The 16478-nt window shown below is 70.5% G+C and carries 20 protein-coding genes; 8 read left to right on the top strand and 12 right to left on the bottom strand.

Going from position 1 to position 16478, the window contains the following annotated elements; all coding sequences use genetic code 11:
• Positions 1 to 52 precede the first annotated feature (52 nt).
• Genes H4W81_RS43725 through H4W81_RS43715 form a run of 3 tightly spaced genes read right to left on the bottom strand, consistent with a single transcriptional unit; the run spans position 53 to position 1708 of the window.
• Positions 53 to 463: a DUF4259 domain-containing protein gene (locus tag H4W81_RS43725; protein WP_192780170.1), complete on the bottom strand. Its 411-nt coding sequence runs from the start codon at positions 461 to 463 to the stop codon at positions 53 to 55.
• A 9-nt stretch (positions 464 to 472) separates the two neighbouring features.
• Positions 473 to 1444: a phosphotransferase gene (locus tag H4W81_RS43720; protein WP_192780169.1), complete on the bottom strand. Its 972-nt coding sequence runs from the start codon at positions 1442 to 1444 to the stop codon at positions 473 to 475.
• Positions 1445 to 1489: 45 nt separating this feature from the next.
• Positions 1490 to 1708: a hypothetical protein gene (locus tag H4W81_RS43715; RefSeq protein WP_192781487.1), complete on the bottom strand. Its 219-nt coding sequence runs from the start codon at positions 1706 to 1708 to the stop codon at positions 1490 to 1492.
• Between the two features lie 120 nt (positions 1709 to 1828).
• Between H4W81_RS43715 and H4W81_RS43710 the strand changes: the two genes are divergently transcribed.
• The gene (locus H4W81_RS43710) at positions 1829 to 2851 is read left to right on the top strand and encodes a phosphotransferase enzyme family protein (RefSeq protein ID WP_192780168.1); all 1023 of its coding nucleotides are present in this window, start codon (positions 1829 to 1831) and stop codon (positions 2849 to 2851) included.
• A gap of 33 nt (positions 2852 to 2884) precedes the next feature.
• On the opposite strand, the gene H4W81_RS43705 is transcribed toward H4W81_RS43710, so the two are convergent.
• On the bottom strand, positions 2885 to 3238 hold the full coding sequence (locus tag H4W81_RS43705) for a nucleotide pyrophosphohydrolase (protein ID WP_192780167.1): 354 nt from the start codon (positions 3236 to 3238) through the stop codon (positions 2885 to 2887).
• 145 nt (positions 3239 to 3383) lie between these two features.
• Here H4W81_RS43705 and H4W81_RS43700 point away from each other — a divergent pair, with 145 nt between their 5' ends.
• Together H4W81_RS43700 and H4W81_RS43695 are read left to right on the top strand one after the other, a co-directional pair.
• A complete protein-coding gene (locus H4W81_RS43700; RefSeq protein ID WP_192780166.1) occupies positions 3384 to 5087 on the top strand; it encodes a glycosyl hydrolase family 28-related protein in 1704 nt (567 codons plus the stop codon).
• A gap of 116 nt (positions 5088 to 5203) precedes the next feature.
• On the top strand, positions 5204 to 5602 hold the full coding sequence (locus tag H4W81_RS43695; protein ID WP_192780165.1) for a DUF1801 domain-containing protein: 399 nt from the start codon (positions 5204 to 5206) through the stop codon (positions 5600 to 5602).
• A gap of 55 nt (positions 5603 to 5657) precedes the next feature.
• On the opposite strand, the gene H4W81_RS43690 is transcribed toward H4W81_RS43695, so the two are convergent.
• The 6 genes from H4W81_RS43690 to H4W81_RS49075 all read right to left on the bottom strand — a co-directional run bounded on the left by H4W81_RS43690 (position 5658) and on the right by H4W81_RS49075 (position 8429).
• Positions 5658 to 6377: a CbtA family protein gene (locus tag H4W81_RS43690; RefSeq protein WP_225959076.1), complete on the bottom strand. Its 720-nt coding sequence runs from the start codon at positions 6375 to 6377 to the stop codon at positions 5658 to 5660.
• 20 nt (positions 6378 to 6397) lie between these two features.
• Positions 6398 to 6589 (bottom strand): CbtB domain-containing protein, encoded by a 192-nt coding sequence (locus H4W81_RS49665; protein ID WP_192780163.1) that lies wholly within the window; start codon positions 6587 to 6589, stop codon positions 6398 to 6400.
• 100 nt (positions 6590 to 6689) lie between these two features.
• On the bottom strand, positions 6690 to 7016 hold the full coding sequence (locus H4W81_RS43680; RefSeq protein WP_192780162.1) for a ScnB: 327 nt from the start codon (positions 7014 to 7016) through the stop codon (positions 6690 to 6692).
• Positions 7013 to 7705 carry a thiocyanate hydrolase subunit gamma gene (gene scnC / locus H4W81_RS43675; RefSeq protein ID WP_192780161.1) on the bottom strand — a complete coding sequence of 231 codons (693 nt, stop codon included), beginning with the start codon at positions 7703 to 7705 and terminating at the stop codon, positions 7013 to 7015. Before scnC ends, H4W81_RS43680 begins: the two co-directional genes overlap by 4 nt.
• A complete protein-coding gene (locus H4W81_RS49080; RefSeq protein ID WP_192780160.1) occupies positions 7705 to 8007 on the bottom strand; it encodes an SH3-like domain-containing protein in 303 nt (100 codons plus the stop codon). Before H4W81_RS49080 ends, scnC begins: the two co-directional genes overlap by 1 nt.
• Complete coding sequence (locus H4W81_RS49075) at positions 8007 to 8429, bottom strand: SH3-like domain-containing protein (protein ID WP_192780159.1); 423 nt, start codon at positions 8427 to 8429, stop codon at positions 8007 to 8009. The genes H4W81_RS49080 and H4W81_RS49075 overlap by 1 nt, the downstream gene beginning before the upstream one ends.
• A 552-nt stretch (positions 8430 to 8981) precedes the next feature.
• Between H4W81_RS49075 and H4W81_RS43660 the strand changes: the two genes are divergently transcribed.
• The gene (locus H4W81_RS43660; protein WP_192780158.1) at positions 8982 to 10262 is read left to right on the top strand and encodes an ATP-binding protein; all 1281 of its coding nucleotides are present in this window, start codon (positions 8982 to 8984) and stop codon (positions 10260 to 10262) included.
• Between the two features lie 79 nt (positions 10263 to 10341).
• Here H4W81_RS43660 and H4W81_RS43655 read toward each other — a convergent pair whose 3' ends face one another.
• Positions 10342 to 10872: a TetR/AcrR family transcriptional regulator gene (locus H4W81_RS43655; RefSeq protein ID WP_192780157.1), complete on the bottom strand. Its 531-nt coding sequence runs from the start codon at positions 10870 to 10872 to the stop codon at positions 10342 to 10344.
• A 93-nt stretch (positions 10873 to 10965) separates the two neighbouring features.
• Here H4W81_RS43655 and H4W81_RS43650 point away from each other — a divergent pair, with 93 nt between their 5' ends.
• Positions 10966 to 11853 (top strand): TIGR03620 family F420-dependent LLM class oxidoreductase, encoded by an 888-nt coding sequence (locus tag H4W81_RS43650; protein WP_192780156.1) that lies wholly within the window; start codon positions 10966 to 10968, stop codon positions 11851 to 11853.
• 70 nt (positions 11854 to 11923) lie between these two features.
• On the opposite strand, the gene H4W81_RS43645 is transcribed toward H4W81_RS43650, so the two are convergent.
• Positions 11924 to 12937, bottom strand: a complete 1014-nt coding sequence (locus tag H4W81_RS43645; protein ID WP_192780155.1) for a LacI family DNA-binding transcriptional regulator — start codon at positions 12935 to 12937, stop codon at positions 11924 to 11926.
• Positions 12938 to 12999: 62 nt separating this feature from the next.
• On the opposite strand from H4W81_RS43645, the gene H4W81_RS43640 reads away from it, so the two are divergent.
• From H4W81_RS43640 to H4W81_RS43630, 3 genes are all read left to right on the top strand, one after another.
• Positions 13000 to 14169 (top strand): trans-sulfuration enzyme family protein, encoded by a 1170-nt coding sequence (locus H4W81_RS43640; protein WP_225959075.1) that lies wholly within the window; start codon positions 13000 to 13002, stop codon positions 14167 to 14169.
• An 81-nt stretch (positions 14170 to 14250) separates the two neighbouring features.
• Positions 14251 to 15540 carry an ABC transporter substrate-binding protein gene (locus tag H4W81_RS43635; RefSeq protein WP_192780154.1) on the top strand — a complete coding sequence of 430 codons (1290 nt, stop codon included), beginning with the start codon at positions 14251 to 14253 and terminating at the stop codon, positions 15538 to 15540.
• Positions 15537 to 16478 (top strand): carbohydrate ABC transporter permease, encoded by a 942-nt coding sequence (locus tag H4W81_RS43630; protein WP_318782444.1) that lies wholly within the window; start codon positions 15537 to 15539, stop codon positions 16476 to 16478. Before H4W81_RS43635 ends, H4W81_RS43630 begins: the two co-directional genes overlap by 4 nt.

The following is a 16478-nucleotide window of genomic DNA, read 5'->3' as shown; positions in this document are numbered from 1 at the left end:
AGGCATCCTGCCGAGCGGACGCCCGCTGTTTCAAGCAGGCGCCGCTGGAGAGCTACCGGCCGAGGGCGGCACGGATCGGGGCCAGGGCCGCCGTCGCCTCGGGGAGGGCGCCGGCCTCCGCCCACAGGTCACGCCACTCCGACTCGTCGCCGACCACGCGGTCGAGCGCGCGCAGCGCCAGCTCCGCCAGGTCGGAGGGGAGCTCCACGGCGCCGCCTCGCACCAGGAAATCGGGCGCATACGGCGTGGTGATCGCCGGGCCGCCGCGCTGCGACGCGACGATCGCCGCCGCCGCGATCGCCGCACCGGCGTCGTCGCCGTCGAGGTAGTCGGCGGCGCCGGCCGCTGTGGCCAATGCCTGCCTGATCAGCTCCGCGCGCCGCTCGGCGGGCGCGTCGTCGAGCCCGCCGCACCAGTCGGCGGCGCTGTCGTTGTCGAATGGACCGATGTCCCAGGTACCCATGGGAGATTCCTATCGGACGGCACCGACAGTCGGCGCTGCCCCGTCCGCCGCCCATCGCGATCTGAGCCAGCTCATCGTGGCGCGCCTGGAGTGCTCGCGCCGTTCGCGCAGGTGGGGCGCGTGGGCGGGGCCGGGTAGCGCAGCCGTGTGGGTCCAGTAGCCGCCGAGCGCCACGAGGAAGGCGTCCACCCGCAGGGGATCGGCATCGCGTCCGGCCGCACTGGCGAGGAAGATCTCCTGCGGATCGCGCGCCCCGAGGTCCGACTCCATCAGCAGGCACACGAGGTCCACCCACGCGGGGCCGGTGCACGCGCGCGACCAGTCGACCAGGCGGGCGGTGCCGTGGTCGTCGATGAGGATGTTGTCGAACCTGGGGTCGAAGTGCAGCAACGTGTCCCCGACGACGAGTTCGGCCCAGCGGGCCTCGATGGCGGCGAGCAGGCGCAGGTGCTCGCGCTCCCACGCGCCGAGCGCGGCGCCGGACACCACGTCGTGCGTCCCGTCGCGCTCCAGCGCCCGCCACGTCTCGCAGCGCCCCGCCATCCGCGCGGCGACGGTGGGGACGCCCGTGATCGGCGAGGGCGTCAGCGCCTCAGCGCACGCGTCCAGCATCGCCAGGGCGGCCGCCAGCTCGTGGTCGAGCCATGGCTCGTGCGGCAGCACGCCTGGCGCGAGGTCGAAGCAGCGCAACAGCCAGCCGTCCCGCTCCAGGCCGAAGCGCAGCCTCGGCGCGGGCACGGCGGCGGGAAGCCGCGCAGAGACGCCGACCTCGGCCCGGTGGTCACCGACGGCGTCCGGGCTCGACTGGATCGCCTTGACGAAGACCTGCTCGCCGTCCGCGAGGGCGGCCACGCCCACGACTCCCCAGGAGAAGCCGCCCCGCCGGTCCTCGACCTCGCGCACCGGGGACCCCAGGCGCTGCTCGACCTCGTCCCTGAGCGCGGGGGTAACCTCCGCCCACGCCCGCCGTGCCGTTCGCATGCCTCCAGCCAACCAGCGAGCCCACCCGCCGATCGAGTCGTTTTCCTACGACTCGCCGTCGTCCGTCGCGGCGCCGGGCATCGAGGCGAGCCGCGCCAGGAGTTCATGCGCCTCCGGCAGGGCGGGATCGTACGCCGGCGCCGCCGCCACGTGCTGGGCCGCGTGCGCGACCTCGCCGTCGTCGAGCGCGAGGCGGGCCATGCTGAGCTCGCCCTCCGCCTGCATCCGCGGATCGTCCGTGCCCTCATGGCCGTCGTGTGCCACGCCCTGTCCAGCCTTTCCGGCGATCAGTACTGTTGCGCGGCAATCGTAGGGGTTTGACCAGACCCCCGCCCGCGGGAAATGGTTCGCGCCGGGCTCCTCGGCGGGCGCACAATGAACCGGATGCGCGAAGTCCTCCACCTCAGCGGCCAGGACGCGCTCGCGGTGGCGCACGAGATCTCCCGGCTGCTGCGGGACGCCGTGGTGACGCACGCCCTGCTCGACGGCGACTCCGGCAGCGATCCCGGCCACCCGCGGTCGATCCGCGCCGACGACGCCACGGGCGGCCCCGTCACCGCCGTCCTGCGGGCCGGTCCCCACCGCAGGTGCCTGCCCGCCAATGGAGACGACGTCACCGAGATCGCCGGGCTGATCGCCGACCTCACCGGCTGGATCGAACGGCCCCTCGCGGGCGGCGGGGTGAACCAGGTGGTCCGCGCGGGCGGCACCGTCCGGCGGCCGACCGGCCCGTGGACCCCCGCCGTCCACCGCCTGCTCGCCCACCTCGCCGCCGCCGGGTTCGACGGCGCGCCCCGCGCGCACGGGCTCGACGCCGAGGGCAGGGAGATCCTCGACTTCGTTCCCGGCGAGGTGGCCCACTACCCATTGCCCGCCTACGCCTGGACCGACGCCGCCCTGCGGGAGGTCGGCAGGATGCTGCGCGCCTACCACGACGCCACGGTCGGCTGCCCGGTGGAAGGCCCCTGGTACCTGCCCGCCCGTGAGCCGGCCGAGGTCATCTGCCACGGCGACGTCGCGCCGTACAACACGGTCTTCCGCGACGGGCTCCCGGTGGCCTTCATCGACTTCGACACCGCCCATCCGGGGCCGCGCCTGTCGGACGTCGCCTATGCCGCCTACCGGTTCGTCCCGCTCAGCGCGGTCGGCAACGGCGAGGCGGTCGTGCCCGTGGCCGAGCAGGCGCGGCGGCTGCGTCTGTTCTGCGACGCGTACGGCCTGCCGTCCGCCGAACGGGCCGCCCTGCCCCGCATGGTGGGTGAGCGCCTGCACGCCCTGGTCGACCTCATGCGCGCCCAGGCCGCCGCGGGCAACGCTGCCTTCGCCGGACACCTGGCCGACGGGCACGACACCCTCTACCTCACCGACGCCGCCCACATCGCGCGGCACGCCGATTCGCTGAGCTGAGCCCTCCGGCAGGTCGCGGTCGCGAGGCCACCCTCAATCCAGCGGTGGTGCCTTCCTGGCGGAACCGCGGTAGGTGGTGGGGTCGTAGCGGCGTTCGTTCTCGTCGAGCTTGGCGTTGGCGGCCCCGGACAGGTCGACGCCGACCGCGTCGGCCAGCCTCACCAGGTACAGCAGCACGTCGCCGAGCTCTCCCCGCACCCTGGCCAGTGTCTCCGGGTCGAGGTTCGCCGACTCTTCGGCGGTGAGCCACTGGAACTCCGCCACCAGCTCCCCCACCTCGCCGGACAGCGCCATGGCCAGGTTCTTCGGGGTGTGGAACTGCTCCCAGTCGCGGGCCCGCGCGAACTCACGCAGCCGTTCGGCCAGCCGTTCCAGTTCGTTCGTCACGTCTGGCGACCTTACTAGGAGCCCAGCACCTCCGATGAGTCATCGAAGCGCCAGCCGTACAGGCCCTTGACCGCGCAGTTGGCGGCTGAAATCATCGGATGTCTCGACCCTCGCCAGGCCCTCCGCACCCCCACCGAGGAGCACCATGCCCGAGCGTCCCTCCTCCATCAGCCGCCGGACCATGATCGGCGGGACCGCGGCCGCCGCCATGGCCACCGCCGTCACGCCCGCGCTCGCCGTACCGGCTGCTGCCGCCGCGGTCGCGGACCGGGACCGGCCCCAGGACACCTCGGCGGCCTTACTGGAGCAGTGGGCGCAGGCGCCCGGCTCGCACCCGCTGGTACCCGACGTCTCCCACGCCGGCTACCGCCAGGGCGCGAAGCCGCCTCGCCCGCCCAGGACCACGGTCAGCGTCACCGACTTCGGCGCCCGCGCGGACGGCACGACGGACTGCGCCCCCGCCTTCAACGCCGCGCTCCGCTCCGTCGGCGAGCGCGGCGGCGGGCTGGTGGAGGTGCCCACCGGGACCTTTCTGCTGGCCTCTCCCGTCTTCATGCACTGGTCGAACGTGGTGCTGCGCGGCGCGGGGCGCGAGGCGACGATCCTGCACTTCAGCAGGACACTCGACGACGGCTACCGGCCCGCCCGCCAGTCGAACGGCAACAGCCGCTGGTCGTGGACGGGCGGGCAGATCTGGTTCATCGCCCCCGAGCGGCGGGCGCTGTCCGAGGCCGAGGACTTCGCGGGCACGGAGGGCTGGCTGCTCGGCGACACACTCGCGGAGGTGGCCACCGCCTCCCGCGGCCAGCGGACGCTGCTGGTGTCGTCCACGAGCGGGCTGCGCACGGGCGACATGGTGATGCTGGAGTCGGAGAACCGCCCCGACGCCGGCCTGCTGCAGCACGTCGCGGGCGACATCCCCGGCGCCAGGACCTACGACTGGCCGCGCCGGGCGCCCCAGCTCGTCACCGGGTCGGGCGGGCAGTACGTGCAGTACGCCTCCTTCCAGTGGCCGGTCCGCATCGAGGAGGTCGTGGGCGAGCGGCTCGTCCGGCTCGCCCAGCCGCTGCGGTACGACCTGCGGCCGAGCTGGCCCGCGAAGCTGCGCGCCCTGGGCCCGACCGTCCACGACAGCGGCGTCGAGCGGCTGACCGTCCGCAACGAGCTGGTCCCCATGACCGCGCACAACAGGCACCCCGGCTCGAACGGCGTCTGCTTCCAGGCCGTGCACGACTGCTGGGCGCGGGAGGTCAGGGTGGAGAACTGCGACCTCGGCTTCGGCTTCACCACCGCGAAGTCGAACACGCTGAGCAAGGTGGTCGTCGGCGGCCGGTCCGCTCACCACAGCTTCGCCTGCCGGATGCAGTCGCACGACAACCTGGTCGACGAGTTCGAGATCGAGGCCTTCACCGTGCCGGTGCCGTCAGGGGCGGTCCACCACGGGCTCAACCTCGAAGGGCTGTCGTCGGGCAACGTCTGGCGTCGCGGGAAGATGGCCGAGGGCACCTTCGACACGCACAGGGCGCTGCCGTTCGAGGACGTCCGGACGAACATCACGCTGGTCAACAACGGCAGGGTGGGCGGCTCCGGCGCCTCGGGACCGCTGTTCGGCGCGCGGATCGCGCACTGGAACATCGCGATCACCGGCGGCAGCCCCTACGCGATCACGGTCGCCGCCGTCGCCCCGCGCAGCCTCACCATCGGGGTCCAGGGGGCGCAGGGCACGAACAGCGGGCTGACCCCCGACTTCTCCGGCGACCTGGAGAGCCTCGTGGCCGACCACGGCTCGCGCCCTCACGTCACCGACCTGTACGCGGCCCAGCGGGAGCGGAAGGACCGCGACGACTGACGCCCGACCGAGATCGTCGATCACGCGGTGAGCAGCACGCACCGCGCCTGAATCATGATCATCACGCCGAGTGTGCGACTGGAGGGCCAGGGGCGGTTCTCGGGTAGGGAGACGTCATGAGTTACATCAAGGACCCGCGCGTCGACGCCTACATCGACGCGCTGCCCGACTGGCAGCAGGCCGTCTGCAGGGAGGTGCGCGATCTCGTCCACGCCGCGGACCCCGAGGTCGCCGAGACCATCAAGCGCACCCGCCAGCCGTACTTCGTCCTCCAGGGCAACATCTGCGCCCTGCTCGCGGCGAAGGACCACGTCAACGTGTTCCTCTATGACGGCGCGATCGTCCCGGACCCCGAGGGGATCATCACCGCCGGCCACGAGAACAAGACCGCCCGCACCGTGGCATTCCGGCAGGGCGAGACCATCAACGCCCCCGCGCTGTCCGCCATGTTCAAGCAGATCATCGCCAACAACCGGGCCGGCGGCTGGCGCAAGCTGAAGCGGGACGCGCCCTAAGGGTCATCCGCCGGACATTGATGTGCAGGGCACATCCGGGTCCGTCCGCGGCAGGTCACATCGGGGCCTTCGCGGCCTGCGGCTCGGAGACCGTCCGGCGTTCCGTGAGGGCGCCGAACACCAGGCCGAGGACGGTCCAGAGAACGGCATGAATACCGAAGGACGCGATGCGGAATCGCCACAGCACCTCCGCGGGAAAGCCCGCGGGGACCTCGTCGACCTCCGGCAGCACCAGACAGGCGACGGCGACCAGCGCGATGAGAACACCGCCACCGACGAGCGTGGCGTTCCAGTCGCCCAGCCGGGCCGCCAGGCGGCGCCCCACCTGCACCGAGAAGATGACGATCACGATCGAGACGGCGATCAGCGCGAAGTACGCGCCAGTGCGCATGCCGAGGGTGTCAGGGCTGCCCGCCGCGGGCGGATTGGCGGGGTACTTCAGGAACGGCACCAGCGCAACGGCTACGAAACCCCCGCCCGCCACCAGCGCCGCGGTAGCACGCGCGCTGAACCGCCCGATCCGCCCATAGGCGATGGCGAACGCCACGCCGAACAGCCCGCCGAGCGCCACGCCGAACATGCCGAGCCCGACCGCCAGGCCGAGGGTCTGCTGAACGATGCGTGACACCGGTTCGGGCTCCCCGGCGTCCGCGTGGTGGTGCTCGACCGCGATGGCCAGGCTCACCTCGGGCTCGCCGAAGAGCCAGGCGAATATCAAGCCGGCCGCCGCCGCCAGGAGCCCGGCGAGCATCCCGCGCACCAGGAGAGCGCGCATCGTCATGGCTCCCCCACCGGTCAGTGGCAGGGAATGCCGAGGAGGTGTCGGCCATCGTGCACGAACTCGTGCACGAACCGGCTGTGCTCGACGCCGACGAAGTAGAGGAGGAGGACTGCGAGGACCCCCGCGAAGACCGCCCACGGGAGGATCTCACGGAGGGGGATTCGGAGGGAGCCGGACTGGGGGACGGGTACGGCAGCCTGAGCCACGTGAGGGCCTCCTTCGAGCGCTCCTACGTAACGTCACGATCCGATCACTCTGAGAGTACGAGGCACTCGACAGCCCGTCAATTGCCACGAAGGAGACACATCAGTCCTCGTTCAGACGTGCGCGCACCCCTTCCATCTTCAGCCGGAGTTCCTCTTCGGTGAAGATGTGCTTGTCCATGAGCGAGTGCGCGACCACCAGCGCGGAACGAGCCCGCACCGGGAACCTGGCGTAGACGCTCTCGCCCAGCCGATCCTCGGCCCGCCGTCGTTCCAGGTTGTCCAGCACGCCGTGCGCCGACAGGCATTCGCAGGTCACCTGCATCCTCGACTCCCATACGGCAGGCTCGTGGTCCAGGCATCGCAGGCCGGCGTCGGCCCGCTCGCCGATGTCCGCAAGGGTCTCCATGAGGACGTTGTAAGCGTTCATCCGCGACCTCCGGCGGCGATCGCCTCCGCCGACGTGTCCGACTTCCGCCCCACCGCGGGCAGGGCGACACCGATCATGGTGTCGCGCGTGACGATCTCGGCGAGTTGTTCCTCGCTCCATCCCTCGGTGCCTTCAGGCCGCATGGGCATCACCATGAACCGCGATTTCTGGTTGGAGTCGTGGACCCGTACCTCAACGTCCGACGGCAGGTGCAGGCCGAACTCGGCGAGCACCTCCCGAGGCCGCCGGACCATCCGGCGCCGGTAGCTCGGCGTGCGGTACCAGTCCGGCGACATGCCGAGGACGGGCCGCGGATAGCAGGAGCAGAGCGTGCACACGATCACGTTGTGCACCTGCGGCGTGTTCTCGAGCACGTAGAAGAAGGTGTAGTCGCTCGGTGTGCCGACGCCCGTCGGCTGGAGCCAGTCGATGCCCACCTCCTTGCACGCCTCTGTGCCATTGGCGAGCAGGCGCTGCTTGAACGCCGGGTCGGTCCAAGCCTTGGCGACCAGCTTCGACCCTCCGTGCGGGCCGACACCGTCGGCCCATTCGGCGAAGCGGCGGTGGTCGTCGGCCGAGAAGATCCCCTTCTCGATCGCCAGTTCCCGTACCGCGAGCTCGAGGATCTCGAACTCGCTGACCTTCGAGGCCACCGGGAACTCGGTGTGATCGTGGTGACTTCCGCTCATCACTCCCCCTGGTCCGCCGGCTCCAGCCAGCGCTCCGAGAACTCTGTTTCCAAGGTGTCGACGTCAAATCCGGTGTAGTCCGGCCATAGCTCCTTTTGCTTGAACCGGACCACGTAGAAGTGTTCTTTCCGCCCGTCCTCATCTCGGCCGAACGCCTCGTCCTCCGGGATGACCCATTCGGGCCGGTGCTCCACGACGACGCCGGTGTGCCCTCGAGTGAATTTCTGGGTCCGAGCGTGGAAAAGCGTCGTCTCGTCACGGACGACGACCCGGTCACCGATGTCGAACTTCGGCGCGGCCATCACCTGCTCGCCTCCAGCCGGGTACGCACTTCATCGATCTTGGCGCTCAGCTCGTCGGTGGTGATGAGTCCCTGGTCGACGAGGAACCGCGCGGCCACCGTGATCCATCGGGCGTAGTAGGGCATCCCGAAGTACAGGGTCGCGCCGAGGTCGTTCTCCGCCCTGCGCCGCATTTCCGCGTTCCACCCGCCCCGCCAGGCCAGGCATTCGCAAGTGAGATAGGTGTTCATCTCCCACTCCTCCTCTTCCTTCTCCAGGTAGGGCTGAGGAGTGTCGGGTTGGCCGCCGACGTCGTGCGGCACCGCGCGCAACGCGGCATACAGTTCGTTCGAGATCGTGTACGGCGAGTCCAGCAGATCGCGCTCTTCTGGGGCCAGATTCCTGACCTTTGCCAGGAGCGCGTCGTACCGCATTCTGGCCATATGTTTTCTCCCTCCGCCGCGGAAACGTACCCGGGCGCCTTACACGGGGTTCCCGATGCGAAACAAAGGGCTGCAAAAGAATCCTTGACCGCGAAATCACATGTCGCCGAACAATGGCAATATATCGCCCGATAATTTCATGTGGGGATATTCGACTATGACGCAGGAGGACAATGGCTGCCTGATCACCGTCTGCCGGGGGTGCTGCTGTGGCACCGACAGGAAACACCCATTGATGCAGGTGAGCGACGCCTACGTGCCCGCTGATTGGGCGCAGGTGCCGCCGTCTTGTCGGGGATCGCCGCCTCCTGGCTCATCCGGGAAGTCCCGCTACCCGGCGAATGGCCCATACGAGAGGTCCCGCTACGCGGCGAAGGCGGCGACGACCCGCTGGCCGCGGTGCCCGCCGGGCGGACGGCGTGCCCGTTGCCAGGAAAAACGGCACATCTTCCACCCGGTACATTTTTCGCCGTCATGTTGTCCAGCTTGGCGAGGGACCAGCCCCCTGAGCTGCCTTAGCGTCGGTAGCCCCCAGCGGAGGAGGCGATTCCGATGAACTGGCACATCCATGACTACCGCGAGGACGATCTCGCGCCCGTGGTCCATCTGATCGACAGCACGGCCGGACTCGGTCAGGAGTCGGTGTTCTCCCTCGCCGAGTGCATCGGGGCGCTGACCTCGCGCCAGCCCGCCGTCGTGGCCGTCCACCGGGGTGTGCCCATCGGGGCGGCGCTCTCCCACGTGGCAGGCGAGCGCGCCTGGGTGATGCGCATCGCGATCGCCACCGCGTGGCGCGGGCGCGGGTTGGCCAGCGCGCTCCTGCGGGAGCTGGAGCGGCGGCTGATCGACGCGCGGGTACGGCGTATCGCGTACGTGCTGCCGGAGGAGGAGCTGCTCGGCGAGGGGCTGGTGAACGCCGGCTACACCAGGCGGCCCGCCGTGGCGTACTTCGAGAAGGCCGAGCCCGCCGTCGGCCTCGGCGCCGACCTGCTGGCCCAGCTCGGGGGCCGGCTCCTGCCCGGTGACCTCTGGGACAAGGTGGCCGGCATGGAGGTGGAGAAGGACCTGATCGAGCGACGTGTCGTCCTGCCGCTGGCCGAGCCGGAGCGGGCCGCCAGGCACGGTGTGCGACCGCCGCGGGCGATCGCTCTGTTCGGTCCGCCCGGCACGGGGAAGACCACCTTCGCTCGCGCGATCGCCTCCCGGCTCGGCTGGCCGTTCGTCGAGCTGCTGCCGTCCCGGCTCGCCGGTGACGGCAACCTGGCCGAGGCACTGCGCACCGCCTTCACCCGCATCGCCGAACTCGAGCGGGTGCTGGTCTTCATCGACGAGGTCGAGGAGATCGCCGCCGTACGCGCCGAGCGCCCGGAGGCCGGCAGCCACGGCATCACCAACGAGCTGCTCAAGCTGATCCCCGGCTTCAGGGAGCGGGACGAGCGGCTGCTGGTGTGCGCGACCAACTCCATCCGCTCGCTGGACCCCGCGTTCCTGCGGCCCGGCCGGTTCGACTACCTGGTGCCGATCGGCACCCCGGACGCGGCCGCGCGCTCGGCGATCTGGGCGCGGTACTCCGGCGGGCGGCCCGACGTGGACCTGGACACGCTGGTCGCGGCGAGCGAGCTGTTCACACCGGCCGACATCGAGCACGCGGCCAGGACCGCGGCGCAGTCCGCGTTCGAACGGGACCTCACCGGCGGGGACCGGTCCGTGGAGCTGCCGGCGGGCGCGGGCACCGCCGACTACCTGGCCGCGATCGGCCAGTGCCGGCCGACCATCACCCCCAAGATGATCGACGAGTTCGCCGCCGACATCACCTCGCACGCCCGGCTCTGACCACGAGAAGCGAGAGCGGCCACCACAGCGGCGCCGAGGGTGGTGGCGCCGAGTCCGGGCGGCTCCGGCGAGCGCGCGTTCAGGAGGGGTGGACGGCGACGCCTTCCACGGCCAGCGCCAGCAGCCGCTCACCCTCGCTCTGGTCGTCGGCGACCTGGGCGATGCCGGTGACCAGCTTGAACAGGTCATCCGCCGACACCTCCGCCCGGACCGCGCCCGCCCGCTGCGCCCTCGCGAGCAGCGTGGTGGCCGCCGACCGCATCCTGGCGTGGCAGTCGAAGCCGAGGTCCACGCCCGAGGCCATCGTGGCCGACAGCCCGCCGTCGGTCCGCGCGTGCAGCAGGACCGCGCGCAACCAGGTGCGCAGCGCCTCTCCCGGCGCGGCGTGCGCGGCCAGGTCGTCCGCGTGCGCGCAGAGCGTGTCGATCCGCTCCCTGAACACCGCCACGAGCAGCGCCTGCCTGGTGGGGAAATGCCGGTACAGCGTGCCGGGCCCCACCCCGGCGCGCCTGGCGACCTCGTTGAGCGACGCGTCAGGCCCCTCCTCGGCGAACACGGCCCTGGCGGTCGCCACCAGATGGTCGTAGTTGCGGCGCGCGTCCGCACGCATCGGCACCTCCACTTGCTCAACCGGAGAACTTCTCCGTATTGTAGCGCCGAGGAACCGGAGAGCCTCTCCGCATCACTTGTCAGGAGTGCACGCATGCTCGGAACACTGGGAATCTGGACCTTCGCCTTCGACCAGCAGCCCGCCTCCGCCGTCCGCGACGCGGCCGCGGAGCTCGAGGAGCTCGGGTACGGTGCGCTGTGGTTCGGCGAGGGCTTCGGACGGGACAGCGTGAGCCAGGCCTGGCTCACGCTGGGCGCGACCCGGCGGATGACGGTCGCCGCCGGCATCGCCAACATCGCCTTCCGCGACCCGATCAGCATGGCCGCGGCCGAGAGGTCGCTCAACGAGGCCTTCCCCGGCCGCTACCTGCTCGGTCTCGGCGGCCACCGGGTGAGCGACACCCCCATTCCGATGGACGGCTACGAGATCCCCAGCCGCGGCAAGGCCGTGCGCACGATGACCGCCTACCTCGACGCCATGGACGCCGTCCCGCTGAACTCCCCCGCGCCCGCCGATCCGCCCCGCCGCGTGCTGGCCGCGCTGGGCCCCAAGATGCTGGCCCTGGCCGCCGAGCGGACCCTGGGCGCGCACCCGTACTTCGTGCCCGTCGAGCACACCCGCACGGCCCGCGAGGTCATGAGGCCCGGCGCGCTGCTCGCCGTCGAGCAGGCGGTGGTCCTGGACTCCGACGTCTCCAGGGCGCGCGAGACGGCCACCGCGCACGTCGGCTTCTACGCGGAACAGGCCCCGCACCAGATGGCGAACCTGCGCAGGCTCGGCTTCGACGAGGCCGACCTGTCGGGTCCGAGCAGGCGGCTGGTGGACTCGATCGTCGCCTACGGGGACGCCGGCGCGATCGAGAAGCGGGTGCGCGAGCACCTGGACGCCGGGGCCGACCACGTCTGCCTCCAGGTCCTCACCGCCGACCCCGCCACGCCGCCCCTGCGGGAGTGGCGCGAACTGGCCGGCCTGCTCGGCTAGCCGTACAGCCGAGAACGCGACGTGTCCCTCCGGGGCCGCCAGCCCACCTCCGGCCCGCCGGGCCGCGGAGTCAGGGTGGGGGCACCTCGCCCGAGCCCCTGACCACGAGCTCCACCGGGACGGTCACCCGCTGGCTGGGGCGCGCGGGGTCCCGCACCCTGGCGAGCAGCAGTTCCACCGCCGCGCTGCCGAGGCGGGTGACGTCGTAGCGCACCACGGTGACCCCGGGGGTGAACACCCCGGCCATCTCGAAGTCGTCGAAGCCGACGAATGCGGGGCGCGGCCCTGGATGGTCGCGCAGGGCCTGCATGAGACCGATGGCGGCCCTGTTGTTGGTCACGAAGAACGCCGTCGGCGGGTCGGGCAGCGCGAGCAGTCGCAGCACCTCCTGCTCCACCTGCCAGGGGTCGAACAGGCCGGTCACGCACAATGCGGGATCGGCGGCGGCCCCGGCCGCGCGCAGGGCCGTACGGTATCCCTCCGCCCGGGCGTGCACCGAGCTCAACGGGTCGTTGTCCGAGATCAGGGCGATCCGCCGATGACCGTAGGCGAGCAGGTGCCGGGTGGCGAGCTGCCCGCCCGCCTCGGCGTCGAGCAGCACGGCGTCGGTGTCGGGCAGCCCCTCGGGCACCCGGTCGACGAACACCGCGGTGAGCCCGCTCGCGAGGTACTCGGTCAGCCAGGTGTGGTCCCCGGCGGTGGGGACGATGACCATGGCGTCGACGCCTCTGCCGTACATCGTGTCGATGAGCATGACCTCGCGATCGGCCCGCTCCTCGTAGCTGCCGAAGACCACCAGCGCCTCGTGCGCCGAGGCCGCCCGCTCGACGGCCTTGGCCAAGCTCGAGTAGAACTCGTTGGAGATGTTCTCGATGACCAGGCCCAGGGTGAGGACCGAGCCGCCGCGCGCCAACCGGCTGGCGGCCTCGTTGCGCCGGAACCCCAGCGCGGTGATCGCGCCCTGGACGCGCCGGACCAGATCCTGCCGTACGTGGGGCTCCTGGTTCACCACCCGGGAGACCGTCTTGAGGCTGACCCCGGCGTGCCGGGCGACGTCGGCCATCGTGGTTCGTCGGCGGTTCATCCCCATCCCTTCTCCGGGGTGCCCGAGCGCACGTCCCGGACCATGTTGTACCGTGCGCAGCCATGTACGAACACATCGACGACAGCTGGATCTGCGGCCGGTACGGCGAGGACGAGCCCTGGATGTCGGGCGCGGTGAACCCGCCGGTCTTCGAGAACTCCCTGTTCACCTTCCCCACAGCGAACGCGCTGGCCGACGGCCTGGCGGCCGAGGACGAGAACTACGTCTACTCGCGTGGCACCAACCCCACCGTGGACGTGCTCCAGCGCAAGATCGCCGCGCTCGAGCGGGCGGAGCGGGCCAAGTGTTTCGCGTCCGGGATGGGCGCCATCGCGGCGACGATCTCCTCGCTGGTCTCGGCGGGCGACCAGGTGATCGTGGTGGGGGCGGTCTATGGCCCGACCACCCAGTTCCTCCGCTACCTGGAGAAATTCGGGGTCTCGCATACGACGGTGCACACCGATAATCCTGCCGTGCTTGACAGCGTTGTCACAACTCGGTCCCGCGTGCTGTACCTGGAGTCGCCGTCGTACATGCGCTACGGGGTCATCGACCTGCGCGCCTTCGCCGGGTGGGCGCGCGGGCGGGGGTTGACCACGGTGATGGACAACACCTGGGCGACGCCGATCTTCCAGAAGCCGCTCACCATGGGCGTCGACCTGGTCGTCCATTCGCTGTCGAAGTACATCGGCGGCCACAGCGACCTCGTCGGCGGTGTCGTGGCCGGGCCCTCCCGGCTGATCAGGCCGCTGGCGCTGACCGAGTACCAGCTGTACGGCGCGGCGCTGTCGGCCCACGAGGCGGCCAAGGCGATCAAGGGGTTGCGCACCCTGCCCGTCCGCATGCCTGCGCACCAGGAACGTGGTCTGAGAGTGGCGGAGTTCCTGGTCAAGCACCCCGCCATCCGCGCGGTCAACCATCCGGGTCTGCCCGGCCATCCGGGTCACGAGCTCGCCCGCGCGCAGATGACCGGCTTCTCCAGCGTCTTCAGCCTCGAGCTCGACACCGAGGACATCACCGAGGTGGCCAGGTTCGTGGACGCGTTGCGCCACTTCCGCATCGGCGTCTCGTGGGGCGGATTCGAGAGCCTGGTCAGCGCGCCCGCGCTCACCACGCAGGAGTCGGTGCGGGCCACCATGGGGATTCCGGTGGGACTGGTTCGCCTCTCGGTGGGGCTGGAGGACGCCGACACCCTCGTCGCGGATCTCGCCGAGGCGCTCGCGACATCTTGACGGCTCACGGATGGCTCCGTGTAGCATCCCCGTCATTCAACGCTGTGACAGCGCTGTCAACGGAACACTCCTGGGGAGACCATGACCAGACCCCACAGGCTCGCCCTCCTGCTGGCCGGCGTGCTGACCATGACCGTGGCCGGCTGCGGTTCCGACGACGCCGAGGGCACGGTCAGGCTGCGCATGATCGAGAGCCTCACCAGCCCGGACCGCACCAAGTTGATCAAGAAGCTGCTCGCCGACTTCGAGCGGCAGAACCCCGGGATCAAGGTCGAGCTGATCTCGCCGCCCCTGGAGAACGCCGACCAGAAGATCACCCAGGTGCTGCAGACCAGGAAGGGCATCGACGTCCTCGAGGTCCGCGACCACACCGCCAAGTCCTTCTCCAACAACGGCTGGCTGGCCGAGCTTCCGGTGCAGAGCTGGTCCGGCTGGACCGGGCTGACCGACCTGGCCAGGAAGAAGGCCGTCGAGGTGGGCGGCAAGCCGTACCTCATCCCCTACGGCTTCTACGAGAAGGTGCTCTTCTACCGGTCGGACTGGCTGCGCGACGCCGGCGTCGCGCAGCCGCCGGCCACCTGGCAGGAGGTCTACGACACCGCCAAGAAGCTGACCGACAAGGGCAAGCGACGCTACGGCTACTCCTTCCGCGGCGGCAAGGGCGGCTTCGACTACGCCGTCCTGATCGTCAGCGCCTTCAACGGTGACAAGGTGGACCCGGCCAAGTCGTTCTTCCTGAAGGACGGCGGGACGATCTGGTCCACGCCGGAGGCCGCGCAGGCCATGGACCTGTTCCTGCGCCTGTTCAAGGAGGCCTCCCCCGCCGACTCGGTCTCGTGGAGCTTCCCCGAGATGGTGCAGGGCTTCACCTCCAACGTCACCGGCATGCTCATCCAGGATCCCGAAGTGATCAAGACGGTCAGGGAGAGCGGCATCCCCAAGGACGGCTGGAGCACCGCCCCGATCCCCAAGGGCCCGAGCGGGTACGCGCTGCAGCCCGTCGGGTACGCGGGCTGGGGCGTGACGTCCTTCAGCACGCACAAGACCGAGGCGGTCAAGCTCGTCCAGTTCCTCAGCGAGAGCGCGCAGAGCACGGCGTTCGCCAAGGGCAACTCGCTCATCCCGATCAGCACGGCCGCCCAGCAGGACCCCGAGTTCTCTCAGGGCGCCTGGAAGGCGTATCTGGACGCCCAGCAGGACGACAAGCAGATGATCACCATCAGGCCGGTCGACTACCCCGGCTGGAGCGAGTGGCAGCAGACGGCGGACAAGGACATCCAGTCGCTGCTGACCGGTGACAAGACGGTCGCGGACGTGCTGAGCGCCTGGGACGCCTTCTGGACCGATCAGGCGAAGAAGAAGACGTCGTGACAGTGGTCAAGGAGATCGGCTCGCGCGGGCGGACCGCCGCCCGCGCGGCCCGGCCGGCCTTCGACGGGCGGCGGGCCCGCTTCATCGCGCTCTGCCTGCTGCCCGGGGTGGTGTTCGTCATCGCGTTCACGTACTACCCCATGATCAGGGGCGGCGTGATCGCGTTCCAGCGCTACAACCTGTTCGACCTGACCGCCACGCCGTTCGTCGGGCTGGAGAACTTCCGCGCGGTCCTGACCGACGACCAGTTCTGGACCGCGCTCGGCAACACGGGGATCTGGGTGGTCGCGTCGCTGACCGGCCAGCTCGTGCTCGGCTTCGGCCTGGCCCTGCTGCTGCGCCGGCACTTCCGCGGTCGCGGCCTCTACCAGGCGTGGGTGTTCTTCCCCTGGGCGATGTCCGGCTTCCTCATCGGCCTGCTGTGGCGCTGGATGTTCAACGGCGAGTTCGGCGTCGTCAACGATCTCCTGATCAAGGCGGGCCTGGTCGACGAGCCGATCGGTTTCCTCTCCTCGCCCGGGTGGGCGATGACCTCGATCATCGTCGCCAACATCTGGTACGGCGTGACGTTCTTCGCCATCATGATCATCGCGGCGCTCCAGTCGGTGCCCCAGGAGCTGTACGAGGCGGCGGACGTCGACGGCGCCTCCCGCATCAGGCAGTTCGTCCACGTGACGCTGCCGGCGATCCGGACCACCCTGGTGCTCATCGTGCTGCTGCGGGTCATCTGGATTCTCAACTTCCCCGACCTCATCTACTCGATGACCGGCGGCGGCCCCGCGGGAAGCACGCACATCGCCACGACCTACCTCATCGAGCAGGTGCAGAACGGCGACTACGGGAAGGCGGGCGCGGTCGGCATCTTCGTCCTCGGGCTGCTGCTGTCGTTCAGCGTCTTCTACCTCAACGCCACCCGGTTCGAGAAGGCGAGGGACTGA

The organism is Nonomuraea africana (genome assembly GCF_014873535.1).
GTDB classification, from domain to species: domain Bacteria; phylum Actinomycetota; class Actinomycetes; order Streptosporangiales; family Streptosporangiaceae; genus Nonomuraea; species Nonomuraea africana.
This window is presented reverse-complemented; position numbering and strand designations above follow the sequence as displayed.

What these genes read in the sequence shown, in the direction of transcription:
- H4W81_RS43645 (WP_192780155.1), bottom strand. Translation starts at nt 12,937, where the DNA reads ATGAACCGCCGACGAACCACGATGGCCGACGTCGCCCGGCACGCCGGG.
- H4W81_RS43655 (WP_192780157.1), bottom strand. Translation starts at nt 10,872, where the DNA reads ATGCGTGCGGACGCGCGCCGCAACTACGACCATCTGGTGGCGACCGCC.
- H4W81_RS43725 (WP_192780170.1), bottom strand. Translation starts at nt 463, where the DNA reads ATGGGTACCTGGGACATCGGTCCATTCGACAACGACAGCGCCGCCGAC.
- H4W81_RS43680 (WP_192780162.1), bottom strand. Translation starts at nt 7,016, where the DNA reads ATGAACGCTTACAACGTCCTCATGGAGACCCTTGCGGACATCGGCGAG.
- H4W81_RS43690 (WP_225959076.1), bottom strand. Translation starts at nt 6,377, where the DNA reads ATGCGCGCTCTCCTGGTGCGCGGGATGCTCGCCGGGCTCCTGGCGGCG.
- H4W81_RS43660 (WP_192780158.1), top strand. Translation starts at nt 8,982, where the DNA reads ATGAACTGGCACATCCATGACTACCGCGAGGACGATCTCGCGCCCGTG.
- H4W81_RS49075 (WP_192780159.1), bottom strand. Translation starts at nt 8,429, where the DNA reads ATGGCCAGAATGCGGTACGACGCGCTCCTGGCAAAGGTCAGGAATCTG.
- scnC (WP_192780161.1), bottom strand. Translation starts at nt 7,705, where the DNA reads ATGAGCGGAAGTCACCACGATCACACCGAGTTCCCGGTGGCCTCGAAG.
- H4W81_RS43640 (WP_225959075.1), top strand. Translation starts at nt 13,000, where the DNA reads ATGTACGAACACATCGACGACAGCTGGATCTGCGGCCGGTACGGCGAG.
- H4W81_RS43710 (WP_192780168.1), top strand. Translation starts at nt 1,829, where the DNA reads ATGCGCGAAGTCCTCCACCTCAGCGGCCAGGACGCGCTCGCGGTGGCG.
- H4W81_RS43720 (WP_192780169.1), bottom strand. Translation starts at nt 1,444, where the DNA reads ATGCGAACGGCACGGCGGGCGTGGGCGGAGGTTACCCCCGCGCTCAGG.
- H4W81_RS43700 (WP_192780166.1), top strand. Translation starts at nt 3,384, where the DNA reads ATGCCCGAGCGTCCCTCCTCCATCAGCCGCCGGACCATGATCGGCGGG.
- H4W81_RS49080 (WP_192780160.1), bottom strand. Translation starts at nt 8,007, where the DNA reads ATGGCCGCGCCGAAGTTCGACATCGGTGACCGGGTCGTCGTCCGTGAC.
- H4W81_RS43650 (WP_192780156.1), top strand. Translation starts at nt 10,966, where the DNA reads ATGCTCGGAACACTGGGAATCTGGACCTTCGCCTTCGACCAGCAGCCC.
- H4W81_RS43695 (WP_192780165.1), top strand. Translation starts at nt 5,204, where the DNA reads ATGAGTTACATCAAGGACCCGCGCGTCGACGCCTACATCGACGCGCTG.
- H4W81_RS43635 (WP_192780154.1), top strand. Translation starts at nt 14,251, where the DNA reads ATGACCAGACCCCACAGGCTCGCCCTCCTGCTGGCCGGCGTGCTGACC.